Source organism: Pararobbsia alpina, assembly GCF_902859895.1.
GTDB lineage: Bacteria > Pseudomonadota > Gammaproteobacteria > Burkholderiales > Burkholderiaceae > Pararobbsia > Pararobbsia alpina.
In genome coordinates, this window is the sequence record NZ_CADIKM010000001.1 from 47,059 (window position 1) to 65,437 (window position 18,379).

General features: G+C 62.4%; 15 protein-coding genes and 1 tRNA gene. 9 read left to right on the plus strand and 7 right to left on the minus strand.

Annotated elements, in window-relative coordinates; translation table 11 throughout:
• Nucleotides 1-95 precede the first annotated feature (95 nt).
• Nucleotides 96-875, minus strand: coding sequence for a GTP cyclohydrolase I (gene folE, locus HV670_RS00245; RefSeq protein ID WP_175102632.1), 780 nt, complete (start codon nucleotides 873-875; stop codon nucleotides 96-98).
• A 324-nt stretch (nucleotides 876-1,199) separates the two neighbouring features.
• Between folE and HV670_RS00250 the strand changes: the two genes are divergently transcribed.
• Nucleotides 1,200-2,057, plus strand: coding sequence for a formyltransferase family protein (locus HV670_RS00250; protein ID WP_175102633.1), 858 nt, complete (start codon nucleotides 1,200-1,202; stop codon nucleotides 2,055-2,057).
• Between the two features lie 142 nt (nucleotides 2,058-2,199).
• The gene (locus HV670_RS00255; RefSeq protein ID WP_175102634.1) at nucleotides 2,200-2,661 is read left to right on the plus strand and encodes a VOC family protein; all 462 of its coding nucleotides are present in this window, start codon (nucleotides 2,200-2,202) and stop codon (nucleotides 2,659-2,661) included.
• Between the two features lie 538 nt (nucleotides 2,662-3,199).
• Here the strand turns inward: HV670_RS00255 and HV670_RS00260 are convergent.
• Nucleotides 3,200-4,408 (minus strand): AAA family ATPase, encoded by a 1,209-nt coding sequence (locus HV670_RS00260; RefSeq protein ID WP_217478345.1) that lies wholly within the window; start codon nucleotides 4,406-4,408, stop codon nucleotides 3,200-3,202.
• Between the two features lie 502 nt (nucleotides 4,409-4,910).
• Between HV670_RS00260 and HV670_RS00265 the strand changes: the two genes are divergently transcribed.
• The 7 genes from HV670_RS00265 to HV670_RS00295 all read left to right on the plus strand — a co-directional run bounded on the left by HV670_RS00265 (nucleotide 4,911) and on the right by HV670_RS00295 (nucleotide 11,892).
• Nucleotides 4,911-5,576 carry a pyroglutamyl-peptidase I gene (locus HV670_RS00265; protein WP_175102636.1) on the plus strand — a complete coding sequence of 222 codons (666 nt, stop codon included), beginning with the start codon at nucleotides 4,911-4,913 and terminating at the stop codon, nucleotides 5,574-5,576.
• Nucleotides 5,573-6,640, plus strand: a complete 1,068-nt coding sequence (locus tag HV670_RS00270; RefSeq protein ID WP_175102637.1) for an ABC transporter ATP-binding protein — start codon at nucleotides 5,573-5,575, stop codon at nucleotides 6,638-6,640. The genes HV670_RS00265 and HV670_RS00270 overlap by 4 nt, the downstream gene beginning before the upstream one ends.
• A 48-nt stretch (nucleotides 6,641-6,688) precedes the next feature.
• Nucleotides 6,689-7,861 (plus strand): ABC transporter substrate-binding protein, encoded by a 1,173-nt coding sequence (locus HV670_RS00275; protein WP_175102638.1) that lies wholly within the window; start codon nucleotides 6,689-6,691, stop codon nucleotides 7,859-7,861.
• Between the two features lie 75 nt (nucleotides 7,862-7,936).
• Nucleotides 7,937-8,731 (plus strand): ABC transporter permease, encoded by a 795-nt coding sequence (locus HV670_RS00280; RefSeq protein WP_175102639.1) that lies wholly within the window; start codon nucleotides 7,937-7,939, stop codon nucleotides 8,729-8,731.
• Entirely contained in the window at nucleotides 8,728-9,552 is an 825-nt protein-coding gene (locus tag HV670_RS00285) for an ABC transporter permease (RefSeq protein WP_217478346.1), read from the plus strand. Before HV670_RS00280 ends, HV670_RS00285 begins: the two co-directional genes overlap by 4 nt.
• Before the next feature lie 250 nt (nucleotides 9,553-9,802).
• The gene (locus HV670_RS00290; protein ID WP_175102641.1) at nucleotides 9,803-11,209 is read left to right on the plus strand and encodes a selenium-binding protein SBP56-related protein; all 1,407 of its coding nucleotides are present in this window, start codon (nucleotides 9,803-9,805) and stop codon (nucleotides 11,207-11,209) included.
• Nucleotides 11,209-11,892, plus strand: coding sequence for a hypothetical protein (locus HV670_RS00295; protein WP_425511369.1), 684 nt, complete (start codon nucleotides 11,209-11,211; stop codon nucleotides 11,890-11,892). The genes HV670_RS00290 and HV670_RS00295 overlap by 1 nt, the downstream gene beginning before the upstream one ends.
• A gap of 205 nt (nucleotides 11,893-12,097) precedes the next feature.
• On the opposite strand, the gene HV670_RS00300 is transcribed toward HV670_RS00295, so the two are convergent.
• From HV670_RS00300 to HV670_RS00320, 5 genes are all read right to left on the minus strand, one after another.
• A tRNA-Ser gene (locus HV670_RS00300) sits at nucleotides 12,098-12,187 on the minus strand.
• A gap of 211 nt (nucleotides 12,188-12,398) precedes the next feature.
• On the minus strand, nucleotides 12,399-13,685 hold the full coding sequence (gene serS / locus HV670_RS00305) for a serine--tRNA ligase (RefSeq protein ID WP_175102643.1): 1,287 nt from the start codon (nucleotides 13,683-13,685) through the stop codon (nucleotides 12,399-12,401).
• A gap of 194 nt (nucleotides 13,686-13,879) precedes the next feature.
• Entirely contained in the window at nucleotides 13,880-15,193 is a 1,314-nt protein-coding gene (locus HV670_RS00310; protein WP_175102644.1) for a replication-associated recombination protein A, read from the minus strand.
• A gap of 21 nt (nucleotides 15,194-15,214) precedes the next feature.
• The gene (gene lolA, locus HV670_RS00315; protein ID WP_281362344.1) at nucleotides 15,215-15,874 is read right to left on the minus strand and encodes an outer membrane lipoprotein chaperone LolA; all 660 of its coding nucleotides are present in this window, start codon (nucleotides 15,872-15,874) and stop codon (nucleotides 15,215-15,217) included.
• Between the two features lie 28 nt (nucleotides 15,875-15,902).
• Complete coding sequence (locus HV670_RS00320) at nucleotides 15,903-18,245, minus strand: DNA translocase FtsK (RefSeq protein WP_175102647.1); 2,343 nt, start codon at nucleotides 18,243-18,245, stop codon at nucleotides 15,903-15,905.
• Between the last annotated feature and the right edge of the window lie 134 nt (nucleotides 18,246-18,379).

Below are 18,379 nucleotides of genomic sequence, written 5' to 3' on the forward strand. Positions count from 1 at the left end.
ACGAGCGCCTCGGGCCACCCGGCAAGCGTCGTCCTAGTACATCGTGCGTTCAGCAGCAGACCCGAGTTGTTGCATCGGCTCCGGTGAGCTCATTGTCACTTGGCCGTGTTCGCCAACAGCGACAGGAATTCGCGACGCAGAACCGAATCCCGCAGAAAGGATCCGCGCATCACACTGTTCACCATTTTCGACTGGCTGTCCTTCACGCCGCGCCAGTGCATGCAGAAATGCTCGGCTTCAAGCACGACCGCGAGGCCATCGGGCTGAAGCTTGTCCTGGAGCAGGTCGGCGAGTTGCGCGACGGCCTCTTCCTGAATCTGCGGACGGCTCATGACCCAATCGATCAACCGTGCATATTTCGACAGGCCGATCAGGTTCGAATGCTCATTGGGCATCACGCCGACCCAGACCCTGCCCATGATTGGACACAGGTGGTGCGCGCAGGCACTGCGCATCGTGACCGGCCCGATGATCATCAGCTCGCTGAGCTTCGCCGCGTTCGGAAACTCGGTCACGGGGGGCGGGGCGTGATAGCGGCCTTTGAACACTTCGCGGATGAACATCTTCGCGACGCGCCTGGCCGTGTCCTGCGTGTTGTGATCGTTCTCGATATCGATCACCAGGCTTTCGAGCACGCCGTGCATCTTGCTTTCGACCTCCTTCTGCAGCAGCTCGAGTTCGCCTTCGCGGATGTGCTCGGCGATATTGTCGTTGGCGAAGTACTGCCCGCCCGACGCGAGCACACGTTCGCGGATGCGCACGGAAAGCGGCGTGCCGTCATCCTCTGCGGCGCTCACTGCGTTCGCATTGGGGTTGGCTTGTGCCTGCGCCTGTTCGACCGGTGCGTGCGGCGCAATCGCCTTGGCGTCGTCCATCTATCATTCCTCGGTTGCGGGGCCGGCGGTCCATTTGTGCCAGCCAATCTCGCATGCTAGCCGCGCGGCGCCATCCGGTCAAAGCGCAGCCGCAATACGGTTACTCAAAAATGAAGGTCATTGCGTTGGGGCGGACCGGTGGCAACGTTTTCCGGCACGCCCCGGCGCAAGACCGCCTTTCTTCGCTTTTCCTGTCGCTGCAGGCCTCCGGCTGCGGCCGACGGTAACACGTCGCAATATGTGTCCCCTTCGGATTTCCGGGCTCGCCGGGCACAGTAGGGAATTGCATTCAACCTGCGGCCGCGGTCACGGCCCGTTCTTTCCATGCGTTTTGCGATTGCGACCATCGATCGGTATCAGATCGTACTCGAGGCGTTTCTCCAGGCCGGCTGGTCTCCCGTCAAGGTTTTCTCAACCACTTTACTCTCCCCCTACGACAGCAATGCCGAGTTGCTTGCCCGCGCCGAAGCCCTGAGCGTGCCCGTCCAGCTCTCCCCGATCCGGGCAGCCGATTTCGTGGAGCTCGGCGAGCTTGGCTGCGAGGCACTGGTGGTTGCCGGCCATCCCTGGCGGATCGGCGAATGGCGCAACGATCTCTCCTACGCAATCAATTTTCACCCATCGCCGCTGCCCGAGGCTCGCGGCCCCTATCCGCAGATGCGCGCCATTCTCGAACAGCGGCGCGAGTGGGCCGTGAGCTGCCACAAGCTCGATGCCGCCTTCGATACGGGCGACGTGCTCGCCCAGCACCATTTTCCAATGCATGCCGCTGAGTCGCACGAAACGCTCGACCTCAAGATCCAGCTCGCGACCGCACAACTCGCGGCGCGAGTCGCCGCCGATCTTCCCTCCCTGTGGTCGGATGCTGCGCCGCAGCAAGGGGGGACTTACTGGCCCTATATGACCGAGGCCGAGCGTACGCTCGATTTGACCTTGCCCGTCGAACCGTTGCTGCGCACCGTCCGTGCGTTCGGTCTGACCGAGTGCATGGCCCGGGTCGGGGGCGGCATGGTCTTCGTGCGGCGTGCCGAAGGCTGGATCCAGCCCCATCGCATCGCACCCGGTACCCTGGTGCATCGCAGCGGAGAAAGGCTGCTGATCGCCGTCGCGGACGGCTTTGTGGCCCTACTCGAGTGGAGCCCGCTATCGCCGGAAATGCGGCGCAGTCAGGCTCGGAAGTAAGACTCCGATTGAGCTCTTCGAACGCCTCGAACAACCATGTCGAACTGCAACTGAACCCTTCGAACGCCTCGAACAACCACGTTGACAGCTTACTTGGCCGATTTGAGAATGGTTTCTCGCACCGCGTTGAGGAGATGATCCGATGAACAAGCCATCGCAACGTCCTTCGCTTGGCTCCGCAGTCTGCTACAAGGACCCGTGGGCCGCGCTCGACTGGCTCGAGCGCGCGTTCGGCTTCGAGCGCACCATGGTGATCAGCGACGCCGAGGGCAGGCTCGCACACTCCGAGATGAGATTCGGCGACAGCTATCTGATGGTCGGCTCGGAATGGGCCGAATTCACCGCCAGTCCTTCGTCGACGAACGGCAAGAACACGCAGACGATCCATGTGCATCTGAACGAGGACATCGACGCGCATTGCGAACGCGCTCGGAGCGCGGGCGCGACGATTCTCCAGGAGCCCTCGGACCAGTTCTACGGCCACCGCACGTACCGGGCGCGAGACCCGGAGGGGCATGTCTGGACTTTCGGGCAGACCGTGCGCCATGTCACGCGTGAAGAGGCCGAGACGGCGAGCGGGCTCAAGATCGAAGGCTGGCTCTGAGCGCAGCGGCACAGCTCGCTGAGATACCGGTGACCCTCGCAGATCCGAGCAGGCGCGGGGTGGTCGGGCTTCTGCGAAAAGCCGCTACGCGCGGGCGAACTCGCAAACGCGGTCGACCTGTCGACGCCCCTGTCTGGTGCTTCGGATCGTACTCCGTGGCCTAAAAAGGCAGCTTTAAGTAGCTGGATGCCGGGTGCGGCTCTATCCAAAACGCAAGCTCTACGCCACCACGCTTCACGCCGACGCCATAGTCCCAACGAGACGAATTGGGCTCGCTCGACACAAAGTGTGCGTCCATATCGACGCTTTCCGTGTTCACCCACGCTTCCTGCACGTTGACTGCCGCGCGATACTCCGCCTTTAAAGCCCCCTTGCCGGCGCGGGGAACAACTCCGGCAGACGTAGCGGCTCTTCCGAATCTGGACCGCTCCTCCTTGTTGCCAGCCCTCGTTTTCTTCACTGCGTTTCTAACCATCGCCATCCTCTCCGGCTTCGTGCATGGATATTTACGCCCGAGATCACACAGGCTCAATTAGGCTCAATTCGAACGGGTACGACGACGTCTTGTCTTGACCTCGGCATCGTTCACGGCATGCGCGACGGCAGAGTTTGTTTTGGAAGCGAAGCCAACGAGACCGCCCCACTCCGACTCTTCGATCTCTGCGGCAGAGGGATCAAGATGAGAGATATCGCGGACTGCGTTGTCGCGGTCAAAGAAGTACACGCGGTAGTCCTTCTTTAGAGCTGTACTCGACAGTTCTTTCGCATTTGGAACCGCGGGCAGGTCGAACAGCTTGCGCACCTTGGATTCATCGGCCTTCAGTTTTTTCAGCTCCTGCAGCGCCCACACCATTTCCAGTACGACCGGTGAATGGGTCGACACCACTACACGGTAGCCGCGCCGAAGCAATTCAAGGACAAGCAACAACACCGCTTGAATGCCCTGGGGGTGCAATCCCATCTCGGGCTCCTCGATGACAACCCAATCGATGGTCTCTTTCGCGTTGCGTCCCGACCTGCGTTTGGGCGTGACCGTGCACAACCAGTAGAGGCCCATCAGCAGCGGAGTGAATTCCCTCTGTCCCGCGGACCAGGACAGGAAGCCAAGCGACTTCTTCTGACCGGGGACTCGCAAGGCCAGGCGCTTTGTGAATTCGCTCTCGTCAATGATGAGGCTCGTACCGCCAAACAGATGCTCCGCGATCGGAGAACGAAGGGTACTGTTCAATCGATTCGGTGCAGGAAACAGTTCACCTTTTGCACCAAACTCGTTCTGGATCAAGTCGTGCACGGCATCGCTGAAGGCTCGCAACGAATACGGATCGCCGTAGTTGAAAGTACCGAAGTTCTGCGAGACTCCACTGGGAAGACTCATCACCCGCTGGGCGGGAATGTAGAAAAGCCTTTCATGCCGTGTTTTGCGTTTGCTCGGCTTGGTCAACTCGACCAGATCGATCTTCTTGTCGTTGTAGACCATCGACGACTTGGCACCCCATCCACTCGCGATTCCACGGCCGAAATAGGCGTCGAGAAACGCCTCGGGACGGCTCCCGAACGACATATTGTGATGAGTGAACATGTCGTGGATCTGATCCCGATCGATCAGCAGCTTGAGCGTCTGGAGAAATATGCTCTTCCCTGTGGCCTGGGGACCCACGATCACCGACAGGTCGCCAAAGCTGACATCCGCCGAGCGTATCGGACCAAACCGAGAAAGGGTAAGGCGGGGAAGCTTTGCCTGAGGCACTGGATGCTCCTTGAGCGCGGGTACGTAGCGCCGCCATTCCGGTGCCGGAAGCGGCCCATGATTGTAACGTGTCCTTGACACCGGCTGGCTGGCAACCGCCGTGAACGAGATTGTGGTGTTGCGCTCGCCGCCGCGCCGTCGCCAGTCTGTAACACAGACTGCAACGCTTCGGCCCTGCTCTGGGAACGCGTCTCTCCGAGACATCGTCGAACCGCCAGATACTTATCGGAAATGAGCTCACGAGCTCACCAACGCAGTCAAGGAGAGCCGCGCAGAGATGCAAGCGCTGATCGACATGGCGCATGTCATCTGTCCTTATGCGAACACGACGCGTCCCGTGAGTCCGATGAGGAGTGTAGTGACGACGATCGATTGAGTAATTGCCGCAGTTGCCAACTGATATATGACAAACTAGCATTAGCGGAAAGTTGGATGCAGGCTAAGCTCAATCCGGACGCGCGCATGCGGGGCCGGCGGCATCGTACTCAGCGGGGGAGTGTCCGTGAAGGCTCTTGTAACCGGCTTCGAGGCGTATGGCTCTCGCGCCGTCAATCCTGCGGCCGAGATTGCGCGCATGCTCGACGGCGCAAGCTTTGGGACGCTGCAGGTGACGGGGAGATGCTTGCCGGTGACTTTGGCGGAGGCGCCGCAGCGCGTCGTAGCGCACATCGAGGAACTGGCGCCCGACATAACGCTCTGCCTTGGACTGTGGCCGGGCGAGCCGATGATCCGCCTGGAGCGGATCGCCCTTAACTGCGCCGACTTCGAGATCCCCGACCAGGCCGGCTCCCTGGTTCAGAATGCGCCGCTCGAGTCCGGCGGCCCGGACGGCCTATGCGCCACGCTGCCGCTGCATGGTGCCCTGACCGCGTTGTGGCAGCAGGGCATTCCAGCGCGCCTTTCGGGAACGGCGGGCACCTACCTGTGCAACGCGACCATGTATCGGGTCCTCCGGCACGCGCAATCTCATCGGCCGAAGATGCTTGCCGGCTTCATGCACCTGCCCTACCTCCCGTCCCAGGTCGCGGCCCTGATAGAAGACCTCTGCAGTGCGCAAAGCCTCGAACTGCACCAGCGGGCCGACCTCGCGAGCATGGATTTGCAGACCATGGTAGCGGCGGTCCGCACCACCCTCACCGTGAGCGCTGCAGCCAAGGCGGGCGCATGAAGAGCACGCCGCAGCTCGAACTGATCAACATCAACAAGCGTTTCGGCTCCGCGGTCACAGCCGACAACTTCTCGCTGACGATCGAACAGGGCGAGTTCTTCACCTTCCTGGGACCGTCGGGCTCGGGCAAGTCGACCATACTGCGCATGGTGGCGGGGCTGGAGCAACCCGACTCCGGCAGCATCCGGTACGGCGGACGCGACCTGGCCGGCGTGCCGCCGTGGAAGCGCGATCTCGGGATGATGTTCCAGCAGTACGCTCTTTTTCCCCACATGACCGTCGCGCAGAACGTGGCCTACGGCCTGAAGGCGCATCGCATGCCGACCGACGCGCAACGCACGCGCGTCAAACAGATGCTTGAACTGATCGGCATGTCTGGCAAGGCCGACAAGAACGCGACACTGCTCAGCGGTGGCGAGCAGCAACGGGTCGCATTGGCGCGCGCGCTGGCGCCCGCGCCTGACATGCTGTTGCTGGACGAGCCATTGTCAGCGCTGGACGAGAAGATCCGCCGCGAGATGCAGCTCGAATTGAAGCACATCCAGCGGCGCACGGGCACCACCTTCTTCTACGTCACCCACGACCAGGAAGAAGCGCTGACGATGAGTGACCGGGTCGCCGTGCTGAACGGCGGACGGTGCGTGCAGTGCGATGCGCCAGAGCGCATCTTTACACGCCCCCGCACGCGCTTCGTCGCCCACTTCTTCCGGGGCTGCAACGTGGTCGATGCGACGCTCGAGAACACGGGGCCGAATGCCGCGGTGCGGTTCGGTGGCGTCCAGCTACCCTTCCCAGGCCCCACGACCTCAGGCGCTGCGAAAACACGGGGCCTGGCAATTCGCTCAGAAGATCTGCGGGTTGGCGCGCAAGCTTCCGGCCTCCCTCTCAAACTCTCCGCCACGCTGGAGGAGGTGGTCTACAAGGGGACCACGGTCGATCACTGCCTGCGCCTGCCGGATGGCCAGCGCATCGTCGCAACCGCGACGCAGCGCGAGGCCGACACGCTTGGGCAGGTGGTCCCCGTCGGCCTGGATCCGTCGCGCGTGGTGTTTCTGGAAGACTGAACCAGCCGGTCCTATCGTTTATTCACTTGCGCCATGCCAGGAGTCAAATTGACCCATCCTTTCGATCGCAGAACTTTCATCTCGGGTGCCGGCGCTGTGGGCGCTGCGCTGCTTGCAGGCGGCCTGCCCACATTGGCGCGTGCGCAGTCGCTGAAGATCAATTTCGCCGACATCGGCGTCGGGGACCCGGGTGACTGGTCAAAATTCACCGCAGCCAGCGGCGCGGGGGTGAACCTCGTCGCTATCGGCAACGCCCCCTCTGCGGTCGTCAACGTGCTGCTCGCCGGCGGCGGCAAGTCTACGTACGACGTCATCAACATCGTCGGCGGCATGCAGCAGCCGCTGGTGGAAAATGGGCTCATCGATCCGATCGACGTCGCGCGCATCCCCAACTGGGCCAAGGATACCTACATCCAGCAGTTCTTGGCGCAGGGCAAGCCAGGCTTCAATTTCATCGGCTACAAGGGCAAGGTCTATGGCGTGCCGACGGTGCTGCAGGGTGACAGCTTCGCCTACCTGCCGGAAGCCACCGGCGTGCTCGATTCCTACGGCGCCCTGTTCGACCCGAAGTTCAAGGGCTTCGTCGCGCTGGAGGACAACTACACCACCGCGGGCCAAAAGACGGCGCTCTACCTGAAGGCAAACAAGCTGGCCAGCATCGAGAACCCCAGCGACATGACCGCGTCGGAGTTCAAGACCGTGGTCGATTTCCTGATCGAGAAGAAGCGAAGCGGGCAGTTCCGCACGCTGTGGTCGAGCTTCGAGCAGGCCGTGAACCTGATCGTCAGCAAGGAAGTACACGTGATCGACTGCTGGGAACCGATGGTCTCGGCTGCAGAAGCCAAGGGGGTGAAGGCCGTCTATGCACAGCCCAAGGAGGGCTACCTCCTGTGGGCGATGGCGGCTTACATCGTGCACAACCCGCGCCGCTCGCCGGAGCAGACCAAGGCCATCTACGCCCTGCTCGACTTTCTGCTGGGCCCTTGGTACGGCGCCAAGATCACACTCACCCGCAATTACATGACGAACTCGCAGGCGGTTGCCTACGCCAACGCCACGCCCGCCGAATTCAAGCCGGAGGAGGCGCGCAAGATCGCTCGCATTGACGAGGGCGTGAAGACCAAGTTCGAGCACGGCGGCGTGTGGCAGAATCGCTGGCCCACCGCCGTCGAAGCGTATGAGAGCGAGTGGGCGCGTTTCAAGGCCGCCCCGAGCCGCTGAGCAATGCGCACTCGGCACCTGACGCTGCGGGATGCCTTGCTGGGAATCCCGCTGGCATTTGTCACGGCGTTCCTCGTGGTGCCGCTCGCGCTCACCGTCGTCATCAGCTTCTGGAAGCGGGTCGGCTTCGGCATCAGGCCCGACCTCTCACTGGTGTCATACGCTTCCTTTATGGGCGGGCTGCGCCTCGAAGTCCTCGAGCGCAGCCTGATCGTCGCGACTGAGGTGACGCTGATCGGCGTGCTGGTTGCGTATCCTATCGCGTGGTTCCTCGCTATGAAGACGTCGTCGCGGGCTACACGTGTGGTGCTGATGCTGTTCACCATTCCCTTCCTGGTGAACTACGTCATCCGCACCTTTTCCTGGTCGTATCTGCTCAGCCGCACGGGCCCTGTGAATACAGCGCTGATGGCGAGCGGCATCACCGCTGCGCCACTGGACTGGTTGCTGTACAGCGACTTTGCGGTCCTGATCGGGCTGCTGACCTCGTATGTCCCATTCATGATCTTTCCGCTGTGGCTGTCGCTCAGCGGGATCGATCGTCGCCTGATCCAGGCAAGCTGGCTGCTGGGAGCGGATCCCACGCGCACCTTTCTGCGAATCACGCTGCCGCTGTCGATGCCCGGTGTGTTCGCCGCGATCATCTTCGGCTTCGTCGGCTCGTTCGGTGACAGCGCGGTGCCGGTCATCCTCGGCGGTACGGGTTACCAACTCATCGGCAACGAGATTACCAGTACGCTGGACGTGCTGAACTATCCGCTGGCTGCCGCGATGTCCACAGTGGTCCTCATTGCGATGCTGCTATTGCTGGGCCTGTGGTTCGGCCTGTTCGACCTTCGATCCTTCCTGGGCAAGGCCTTAAAGAAGTGAAGCATTCCCGCCACCACGAAAGCGCCGCGATGCGGTATGTCATGTGGGCATGGACGACAGTCGCGCTGATCCTCCTCTACCTGCCCATGGTGCCGCCGCCGATCTTCTCGCTCGGCGACAAAGGCGTGGCCTACGCGCTCACCCATCCGTCCTTGGCTGCCTATGGCGAGATCTGGGGCCAGCCGGTGCTGCTGCAGGCGATCTGGAACTCGCTGGGCGTCGCACTGGCCGTCGGTCTGGTAACACCGACGCTGGCGGTATTGGCCGCCATGGGGGTGCGCGAACTGCACATCCCACGTGTGGTGCTGTTGCTGACCCTGCTGCCCCTGTTCATCCCGGGAGTCAGCATGGGGCTGGCCACCGCCTTCCTGTTCCAACGCATGGGACTGGAACCGTCGCTGCTGAGCATCTGCATCGTCAACGTGCTCTGGGCACTACCCTTTGCCTTCCTCATCGTGCTGACGGTGATGAGCACCTTCGACACCGTGCAGCTGGAGGCCGCATGGATGCTGGGAAGCAATCCCTGGCGCGCGTTCTGGGATGTCGAGTTCCCTTCGATCCGCCCGGGCATCGTCGGCGCGTCCACGTTCTCGATGATCCTGTCATTCAACGAGACGGCGCGGACCTCGCTGGTGCAGGGTGCCAACAACACAGTGCAGACGTATATTTGGTCGTCCTACAAGCAGGTCGGACTGTCACCCACGCTGTACGCGCTGATGACGCTATTGATTATCGTGACCCTGGCGCTCGTAGTCGGTTTCTGGAGCGCGAGCGGTGCTCAGGCCCGATCCCGAGCACGGGCTTCATCGCGAGACGGGTAGTCGGGCGTGCGCTTCCAGTCGATGCAATCCCAGCTCGCAGCCCCAGCAAACGTGAGGGTAAGTTGCAGAAGTAACGCGCCAAATCGGGCGAACTTTCAGTTGCTCTCTCCGCTGCCGTAGTCTACAAATCTAAGAATCAGCGCGGTTATACATGCAACACTGTACGCACCGACAGGAGATCCGATATGCCGCCCTACGACGGCATTGGTGGCGCGATCTCAGACTCTAGATAAGCAAGGAGAGTCCCATCATGGGTATGCGCCTGGATCCCACGTTCCACGCATCGCCAAAACTCGCGATGGATGCGCCGGCGGAAGACTTCGCCTACACGCTGCTCCTCAGCCCCGATTTCTCGCAGCCCGACGCGCTCGCCGTCGTCGACGTGAAGCCCGGCTCACCCACCTACAGCCAAGTGGTTCACACGGTGCCGATGCCGAACAAGGGGGACGAATTCCACCACTTCGGATGGAATGCCTGCTCGTCCTCATTGTCGCCGCTGAGCGGCCACGCCTTCCTGGAACGACGCTATCTGATCATTCCGGGGATGCGCTCCTCACGCATCTACATCGTGGACACCAAGCCCCATCCGACCCAGGCGCGGATCCACAAGATCATCGAACCCGAGGAAATCTTCCGCAAGACAGGCTACTCGCGTCCGCACACGGTCCATTGCGGGCCTGAAGGCATCTACGTCAGCACGCTTGGTGGCGCAGGGAAAGATGGCACGGACGGCCCGCCAGGCATCTTCATCATGGACTGCGAGACTTTCGATGTGCTCGGCCGCTGGGAGATCGACCGCGGATCGCAGGAGAAACACTACGATTTCTGGTGGAACCTGCCGCGCGACTACATGGTGTCGAGCGAGTGGGCGCTGCCGCCGCAATTCGAGAACGGGATCGTCCCCGAGGATCTCCTATCGAACAAGTACGGGCACCACATACACTTCTGGGATCTGCGAGCCAGGCGCAACGTGCAGACCATCGACCTCGGTGCGAACCACCAGATGGCGCTCGAAGTGCGGCCTGCGCACGATCCCAGCCGGGAGTACGGCTTCATCGGCGTGGTGGTCGACACGACGAACCTCGAAGGGTCGATTTGGACTTGGTGGCGGGAGGATGGAAAGTTCCACATCGAGAAGACCGCGACCATCCCGCCCGAGCCCGCGGCCGCGGAACGGCTTCCACCGTTGCTTCAAGGATTCGGTGCAGTGCCGCCGCTCGTCACCGATATCGATCTCTCCATCGACGACAAATTCCTGTACGTCGCCTGTTGGGGAACGGGCGAAATGCGCCAGTACGACGTGACGGAACCTCGGCAGCCGAAGCTCACAGGATCGGTCCACCTCGGCGGGATCGTACGGAGGACGCCGCACCCGAACGGCAAGACCTTTGCGGGTGGCCCGCAGATGGTCGAGATCAGCCGCGACGGGAAGCGGGTCTACTGGACCAACTCGCTCTACTCGACCTGGGACAATCAGTTCTACCCGGACGGTGTACCTGCGGCACAGGTCATGGCCCGGGCTGAGCCTGCTGGCGGCCTTGCGCTGGCCGACGACTACTGGGTAGCCTTTCCCGAGGGATACCGGGCTCACCAGATCCGGCTCGAAGGTGGCGACTGTTCGACCGATTCGTTCTGTTACCCGTCGGTGGGGACTTGATGGGGAACGTCTGGCCGCAGATCGGCCTTTGGTTAGCTGTCGTGGCGAGCGGTCTCTATCACGGCGTCAACCCGGCCATGGGATGGCCGCTGGCCGTTTCGAGCGGGCTGATGGAGAGACGTGCACGGGCGCTGCTCTCCGCGCTCCTCTATCTCGCGGCCGGGCACGTGTTGGCAATGTTCGTGGTGATGGTGCCTTTCGCCCTACTTGCGATGCTGCTCGCCTGGCAGCGCGAGATCCAGATCGGCGCGAGTGTGCTCGTCATCGGCTTCGGTGTCTTCCTTCTGACCTGGAGACGCCATCCGCGCGTACTCGCGCGAATCCCACCGTCGCGGCTCGCGCTCTGGTCCTTCGCCGTTGCCATCGCGCACGGCGCAGGTGTGATGCTCATCCCGATCTACCTCGGACTCTGCCAGTCTCGCGACATGGATCAAGGGCATCAGGCCGCGCAGGCCCTGATCAACGCCAATCTGGGCATGGCGCTGCTTGTCTCCGGCGTCCATGCCACCGCCATGATTGTGGTCGGCGGACTCCTGGCCTGGTTGGTTTACCGCTACCTGGGGCTGAAGTTCGTGTCGCGGAGTTGGTTCAATCTGGATGCAATCTGGGCGTCAAGCCTCGTCCTGGTTGGCACCCTCTCATTGGCGTTCAATGCCGTGGCACCAGGTGGCATGGGGCGATAGCAAAAACCGAGCGTCTGAGCGATTGCGAGGGTCCGCTTTTCGGCGGACGGCAACAATAAGATAATGGCTTCTGTACCCGTAACCGTCACAGTTGCCCCATGGCGCGTTGCAATCGCTGTCCTGTGGTCGACAGCATTTCGAGCAATGGTGGGTTCTTTGGCGGGTAGAAACGAAATACGGGCCTAAAGGCCCGTATTCATTGTTCTGGCGGAAAGGGTGAGATTCGAACTCACGGTACCCCAAAGGGTACACCGGATTTCGAGTCCGGCGCATTCGACCACTCTGCCACCTTTCCTGGGTGCTTCACTCTACGGTGCCGATCCAGCCCGACCGCATTGATACTGCTTGAGCCCGTTGCATGGAGGTCTGCTGCAACAGAAACGAGATAATAGCAGAGCTATTTGAGCTTTCCAAGCCCCCAACATCGACCAATCAATGATTTTTCAACCGGCCAATGCGGGCGCCTGGAACGCCCTTCAGCGCGTCCACGCGGCCCGCCCCCCGCCTCATGCAGTCAGCACATCCCGTCCGCCCATATACGGCCGCAGCACGGCCGGCACGGTCACCGAGCCGTCGGCGTTCTGGTAGTTCTCGAGCACGGCGACGAGCGTGCGGCCGACCGCAAGGCCCGAACCATTGAGCGTGTGGACGTTCTCGGGCTTGCCCTGTGCATTGCGGAACCGAGCCTGCATCCGTCGGGCCTGGAACGCCTCCATGTTCGAACACGAGGAGATTTCGCGAAACGTGGCCTGCGCGGGAATCCAGACTTCGAGGTCATAGGTCTTGGCCGCCCCGAAACCCATGTCGCCCGTACACAAGGTGATGACGCGGTATGGCAGTTCGAGCTTTTGCAGAATGGCCTCGGCATGGCCGACCATCTGCTCGAGCGCCTCGTATGAAGTATCAGGCGTGGTCACCTGGACCATTTCAACCTTGTCGAACTGATGCTGGCGAATCAGCCCGCGCGTGTCACGGCCATATGCACCGGCTTCAGAACGGAAGCATGGCGAATGCGCCGTCAAGCGGACCGGCAATGCCGCGGCATCGAGGATGCTTTCGCGCACGGTGTTCGTCAGCGTGATCTCCGAGGTCGAAATCAGATACTGCGTGACGAGGTTCTCGCCACCGCCCTTCTCGACCCGGAACATGTCGTCGGCAAACTTCGGCAATTGCCCGGTGCCGACCAGGATCTCGGGGTTGACGATATACGGCGTATAGCACTCGGTATAACCATGCTCGCCGGCGTGGGTGTCGATCATGAACTGCGCGAGTGCGCGGTGCAGCCGTGCGATACCACCGCGCAGCATCGTGAAGCGCGCACCCGACAGCTTCGCGCCGGTCGTGAAGTCGAGGCCGAGCGGCTCGCCGACGTCGACGTGGTCCTTGACCTCGAAGTCGAAGCTGCGCGGGCTGCCCCAGCGGCGTACCTCGACGTTGCCGGTCTCGTCGTCGCCGACCGGCACGGATTCGTGCGGAAGGTTCGGGATGCCGAGCAGGAAGTCGCGCAACTGGGTCTGGATCTCGTCGAGACGCGCGGCCGACTGCTTGAGCGTGTCGCCAATGCCGCCGACTTCAGCCATCACGGCCGACGCATCTTCGCCCTTCGACTTGAAAATACCGATCTGCTTGGACAAGGTATTGCGACGCGACTGCAGGTCCTCGGTGCGTATCTGGATCTCGCGGCGTTCGGCCTCGAGCGCGCTGAAAGCGGCGGCATCGAAGGCGAAACCACGGTCGGCGAGGCGGCGCACGACGCCGTCGAGGTCCTTGCGGAGAAGTTGTAGGTCGAGCATGTAGAGATCGCGGCAGGCTTTTTTTGAATTCGCCGATTTTAGCTTAGTGGCGAGGGCGACCCCGCGTTTTCATGGTGGCCCGACCAGAAATTCAGGTCGGACTCGAACGGAAATCAGACGGGATCCAGACGGGATGGCCGCGGAGGATGACCCATCCCACCAGGCGGCGGCCGCGGCGCCCGGCGCACATGGCCCTACTCGTCCTTGCTGCGTGCCTCGTCGTCAAGGCCGCGCAGCCACGCGAGCTTTTCGGCGATCTTGGCTTCGGTGCCGCGCGGGACAGGCCGATACCAGCCCGGCTCGTCGATACCGTCGGGAAGATAGGTCTCGCCGGCCGCGTACGCATGGGGTTCGTCGTGTGCGTAGCGATACTCGTGACCATAGCCGAGTTCCTTCATCAGCTTGGTCGGCGCATTGCGCAAGTGCACGGGGACCTCGCGCGACTTGTCCTGCCGGACAAACGCGGCGGCCTGATTATAGGCCGTATAGCCGGCATTGCTCTTCGCCGCGATCGCGAGATAGATCACGGCCTGGCCAAGTGCAAGCTCGCCCTCGGGCGAACCGAGGCGTTCATACGTCGCCGCCGCATCGTTGGCTATCTGCATCGCGCGCGGATCAGCGAGGCCGATATCTTCCCAGGCCATACGCACGATGCGTCGCGACAGATAGCGCGGGTCGGCCCCGCCGTCGAGCATCCGGCACAGCCAATACAACGCCGCATCGGGATGCGAGCCGCGCACCGACTTGTGAAGCGCGGAGATCTGGTCGTAGAAATTGTCACCGCCCTTGTCGAAGCGCCTCACACTGAGCGTCAGCGCGTTTTCGACAAGCGGGCCGTCGACCCGCGTCTTGCCCGATGCGCCGGCCGCGGTATCGGTCTGCTCGAGCAGGTTCAGGAAGCGGCGCGCGTCGCCATCGGCATAGCCGATCAGGGTCGCGATCGCGGCTTCGTCGAACTCGAGATGCGCGAGCACGCTCGCCTGCGCACGCGCGAGCAGCTGGCGCATCTCCTCGTCGCTGAGCGCCTTGAGCACATACACCTGCGCACGCGACAACAATGCCGAGTTCACTTCGAACGACGGGTTCTCGGTCGTCGCACCGATGAACGTGACCAGCCCGGACTCGACGAAAGGCAACAAGGCATCCTGCTGCGCCTTGTTGAACCGATGGATTTCGTCGACGAACAACAACGTGTGCTTGCCGCTTTGCGCGAGATATTGTTCGGCCTGCTCCATCGCCGCGCGAATGTCCTTCACGCCGGCAAACACCGCCGACAGCGCGATGAACTCACTATTGAACGCGTCGGCCGTCAGGCGCGCGAGTGTCGTCTTGCCGACCCCGGGCGGCCCCCACAACAGCATCGAATGCGGCTTGCCGGATTCGAACGCAAGCCGCAGCGGTTTGCCCGGGCCGAGCAGATGGCTCTGCCCGATCACCTCATCGAGCGTCGCGGGCCGCAACGCTTCCGGAAGGGGCCGGCGCGGCTCGACTTTGAACAGGTCGTTCATCGGTCTTCCTGGCGCGCCCGCTCAGCCATCGATCACATCCGCGCCCTTCGGCGGGGTGAACTTGAAAGTACCGGCGGGCAGCGACGGGTTCTTGACGACATTGGTGAAAGTCAGCAGCGTCACATTGCCAAACACATCGTGCAGTTCCATCGCGGCCAGCATGCCATCCTTGAAGCCGATCCCGACTTGCTGGAATTGCGTATCCTTGCTCTTGGGTGTCATTTCGAGCCAGTCGATGCCATCCTTCACGCCGACGTCGCGCAGATCGAAGCTCTTCTCGATATCGTTGCTGCCGAACAGGATCGCCGCGGGGCTTGCGCCGAGCACATTGCCGAGCTTGCGATGGGTGACCTGGTTGAGGTCCTTGTCGTACACGTAGAAGTTCTCGCCGTCGGCCTGCAGCAACTGGTCATAGGGTTTCGTATAGGCCCAGATGAACTTGCCCGGACGCGCGAACACGAAGTTGCCGCTTTGCGTGCCGCTCGGCCTGAACCCTTGCACGCCGCTTGCAGGGGCTTTCGGCGCATTGACCTGTCGCTGGACGAAGTCGCCCTTCGCCGAATGAACCTGCGCGACAAAGGCCTTGAGGTCGTCGATGCCGCCGGCGAATGCAGGCGACACTGTCATCAACGAGGCCAGCAAGGACGCCAGCAGAACAGCACCACGGAAAACTGATTTCATAGTCTCGCTTGGAGTCGAAGGAGCGTATTTATTCGGCATCGCCACGAGCCGGCACGAGAATCTCGCGATTGCCGTTCGACGACATCGCAGAGACCATACCCGACTGCTCCATCTGCTCGAGCAGACGCGCCGCGCGGTTATAGCCGATGCGCAGGTGACGCTGGACCAGCGAGATCGACGCGCGCCGATGCTTGATCACGACCTCGCAGGCCTGGTCATACAAAGGATCGGACTCGCCGCTCGCACCGCCGGTTCCCGCCGCGCCCGCCTCCGCATCGTCCTCGCCGGCGATGCCGCCTTCGAGGATGCCCTCGATATAGTTCGCGTCGCCCTGCTCCTTGAGCTTGTCGACGACGCGATGCACTTCTTCGTCGGAGACGAACGCCCCGTGCACACGCACCGGCAAACCGCTGCCTGGCGGCAGATAGAGCATGTCGCCCATGCCGAGCAGCGACTCCGCGCCCTGCTGGTCGAGGATGGTTCGCGAATCGATCTTCGACGACACCTGAAAGGCCATGCGGGTCGGCACATTGGCCTTGATGAGTCCGGTGATCACGTCGACCGAGGGTCGCTGCGTCGCGAGGATCAGGTGGATGCCGGCCGCCCGCGCCTTCTGCGCGATCCGCGCGATCAGCTCCTCGACCTTCTTGCCGACGACCATCATGAGGTCGGCGAGCTCATCGATCACGACCACGATGGTCGGCAGGCGATCGAGCGGTTCGGGCGCATCGGGGGTCAGCGAGAAGGGGTTCGGGATCTTCTCTTCGCGCCGCGCGGCTTCGTCGATCTTGTTGTTGTAACCGCCGAGGTTACGCACGCCAAGCTTGCTCATGAGCTTGTAGCGGCGCTCCATCTCGGCCACGGTCCAGTTGAGCGCATTGCCGGCCTGCCGCATATCGGTGACGACCGGGCACAGCAGATGGGGAATGCCTTCGTAGACGCTCATTTCGAGCATCTTCGGGTCGATCAGCATCATGCGCACCTGATCGGGTGTCGCCTTGTAGAGCAGCGACAGGATCATCGCATTGATCCCGACCGACTTGCCCGAGCCGGTCGTACCGGCCACCAGCAGATGCGGCATCTTGGCAAGATCGGCGACGACGGGCTTGCCGCCGATGTCCTTGCCGAGTCCCATCGTCAGCGGCGAAGACGCGTCCGCATAGACTTCCGAACCGAGGATTTCCGACAGGCGCACCGTCTGGCGGCGCTGATTCGGCAATTCGAGCGCCATGAAGTTCTTGCCCGGAATCGTTTCGACCACACGGATCGAGACGAGCGACAGCGAGCGCGCGAGGTCCTTGGCGAGCGTCACGATCTGACTGCCCTTCACGCCGGTCGCGGGCTCGATCTCGTAGCGGGTCACGACGGGGCCCGGGTAGGCGGCGACCACGCTGACTTCGACGCCGAAGTCCTTGAGTTTTTTCTCGATCAGCCGCGAAGTGAATTCGAGCGTGTCGGACGATACGGTTTCCTGAACGGCGGCCGGCGCATCGAGCAAGGCGAGCGGCGGCAGCGCGCTGTCGGGCATCTCGGCGAACAGCGGCTGTTGTTTTTCCTTTTCGACCCGTTCGGAGGTCGGCACCGTCGTGACCTGCGGGACGATCTGCACGGGTTCGTGCTCCTCGATCCTCACCCGGCCGCGCTCGACCTTGTTCTCGCGCTTGACCGCCGCGACCTCGCCGGCCTTGCGGTCGCGTTTTGCTTCCTGCCGGAGCCGTGCGAACGTGACCGCATTGACGATCGCCTCGCCGACCCGCTCGGCGACGCCGAGCCATGAAAACTTGAAATAGACCGACAGGCCGATTGCAAGCGCGAACAGCATCGCGAGCGTGCCGCCGGTAAAACCGAGCGAACGCGACACCACACTCGCGACCGCATCTCCGAACACGCCCCCGGCCGAGCGCGGCATCGCGAGCTTGAGCGACCACATGCGCAGCGACTCGATGCCCATCGACGACAGCAGGACGAGCATGAAAGCGCCGATCTGCACGACCCAGCCCTCGCCGAAGTGCGGCGTGTCCCGGGCATCGTCCTCGTCGTCACGGTCGTCATGACCGTCGCGTGGCTGCGCAATGCGCTTGTAACCGCCCGCCACGCCGCGCGCGAGCAGCACCACCCACCAGTAGGCGGACAGACCGAACAGCAGGAACAGCATGTCGGCCGTCCACGCGCCGACGCGGCCGGCCCAGTTCGAGATATGGTCGAACTGGATCGCGTGGGTCCAACTCGGGTCGCGCGGGCTGTAACTGACGAGCGCCATCACCAGGAATAGCAGCAAGGCGGCCTGCACAAGCCAGCGAATTTCCGAGAAAAGCCGCGACATCCGGTGCGGCAGCGCCTGCGCGCCAGGGGAATATGTCGTTTTCGCCATTGCGATGCATTTGCGGCGCGGAGCGCCCGTCTTTCGATGCGGCCTATTGTAAACCGCTGGGATGCCGATAAATCAGCCATCTGGACGCGGTATCCGAAAAAAACTGTATCGAAAAACCTTAAAAATCGAGCATA

Excerpts from the sequence above, each read along its gene's own strand:
- folE (WP_175102632.1), bottom strand. The coding sequence starts at position 875 with ATGGACGACGCCAAGGCGATTGCGCCGCACGCACCGGTCGAACAGGCG.
- HV670_RS00250 (WP_175102633.1), top strand. The coding sequence starts at position 1,200 with ATGCGTTTTGCGATTGCGACCATCGATCGGTATCAGATCGTACTCGAG.
- HV670_RS00255 (WP_175102634.1), top strand. The coding sequence starts at position 2,200 with ATGAACAAGCCATCGCAACGTCCTTCGCTTGGCTCCGCAGTCTGCTAC.
- HV670_RS00270 (WP_175102637.1), top strand. The coding sequence starts at position 5,573 with ATGAAGAGCACGCCGCAGCTCGAACTGATCAACATCAACAAGCGTTTC.
- HV670_RS00290 (WP_175102641.1), top strand. The coding sequence starts at position 9,803 with ATGGGTATGCGCCTGGATCCCACGTTCCACGCATCGCCAAAACTCGCG.
- HV670_RS00295 (WP_425511369.1), top strand. The coding sequence starts at position 11,209 with ATGGGGAACGTCTGGCCGCAGATCGGCCTTTGGTTAGCTGTCGTGGCG.
- serS (WP_175102643.1), bottom strand. The coding sequence starts at position 13,685 with ATGCTCGACCTACAACTTCTCCGCAAGGACCTCGACGGCGTCGTGCGC.
- HV670_RS00310 (WP_175102644.1), bottom strand. The coding sequence starts at position 15,193 with ATGAACGACCTGTTCAAAGTCGAGCCGCGCCGGCCCCTTCCGGAAGCG.
- lolA (WP_281362344.1), bottom strand. The coding sequence starts at position 15,874 with ATGAAATCAGTTTTCCGTGGTGCTGTTCTGCTGGCGTCCTTGCTGGCC.
- HV670_RS00320 (WP_175102647.1), bottom strand. The coding sequence starts at position 18,245 with ATGGCGAAAACGACATATTCCCCTGGCGCGCAGGCGCTGCCGCACCGG.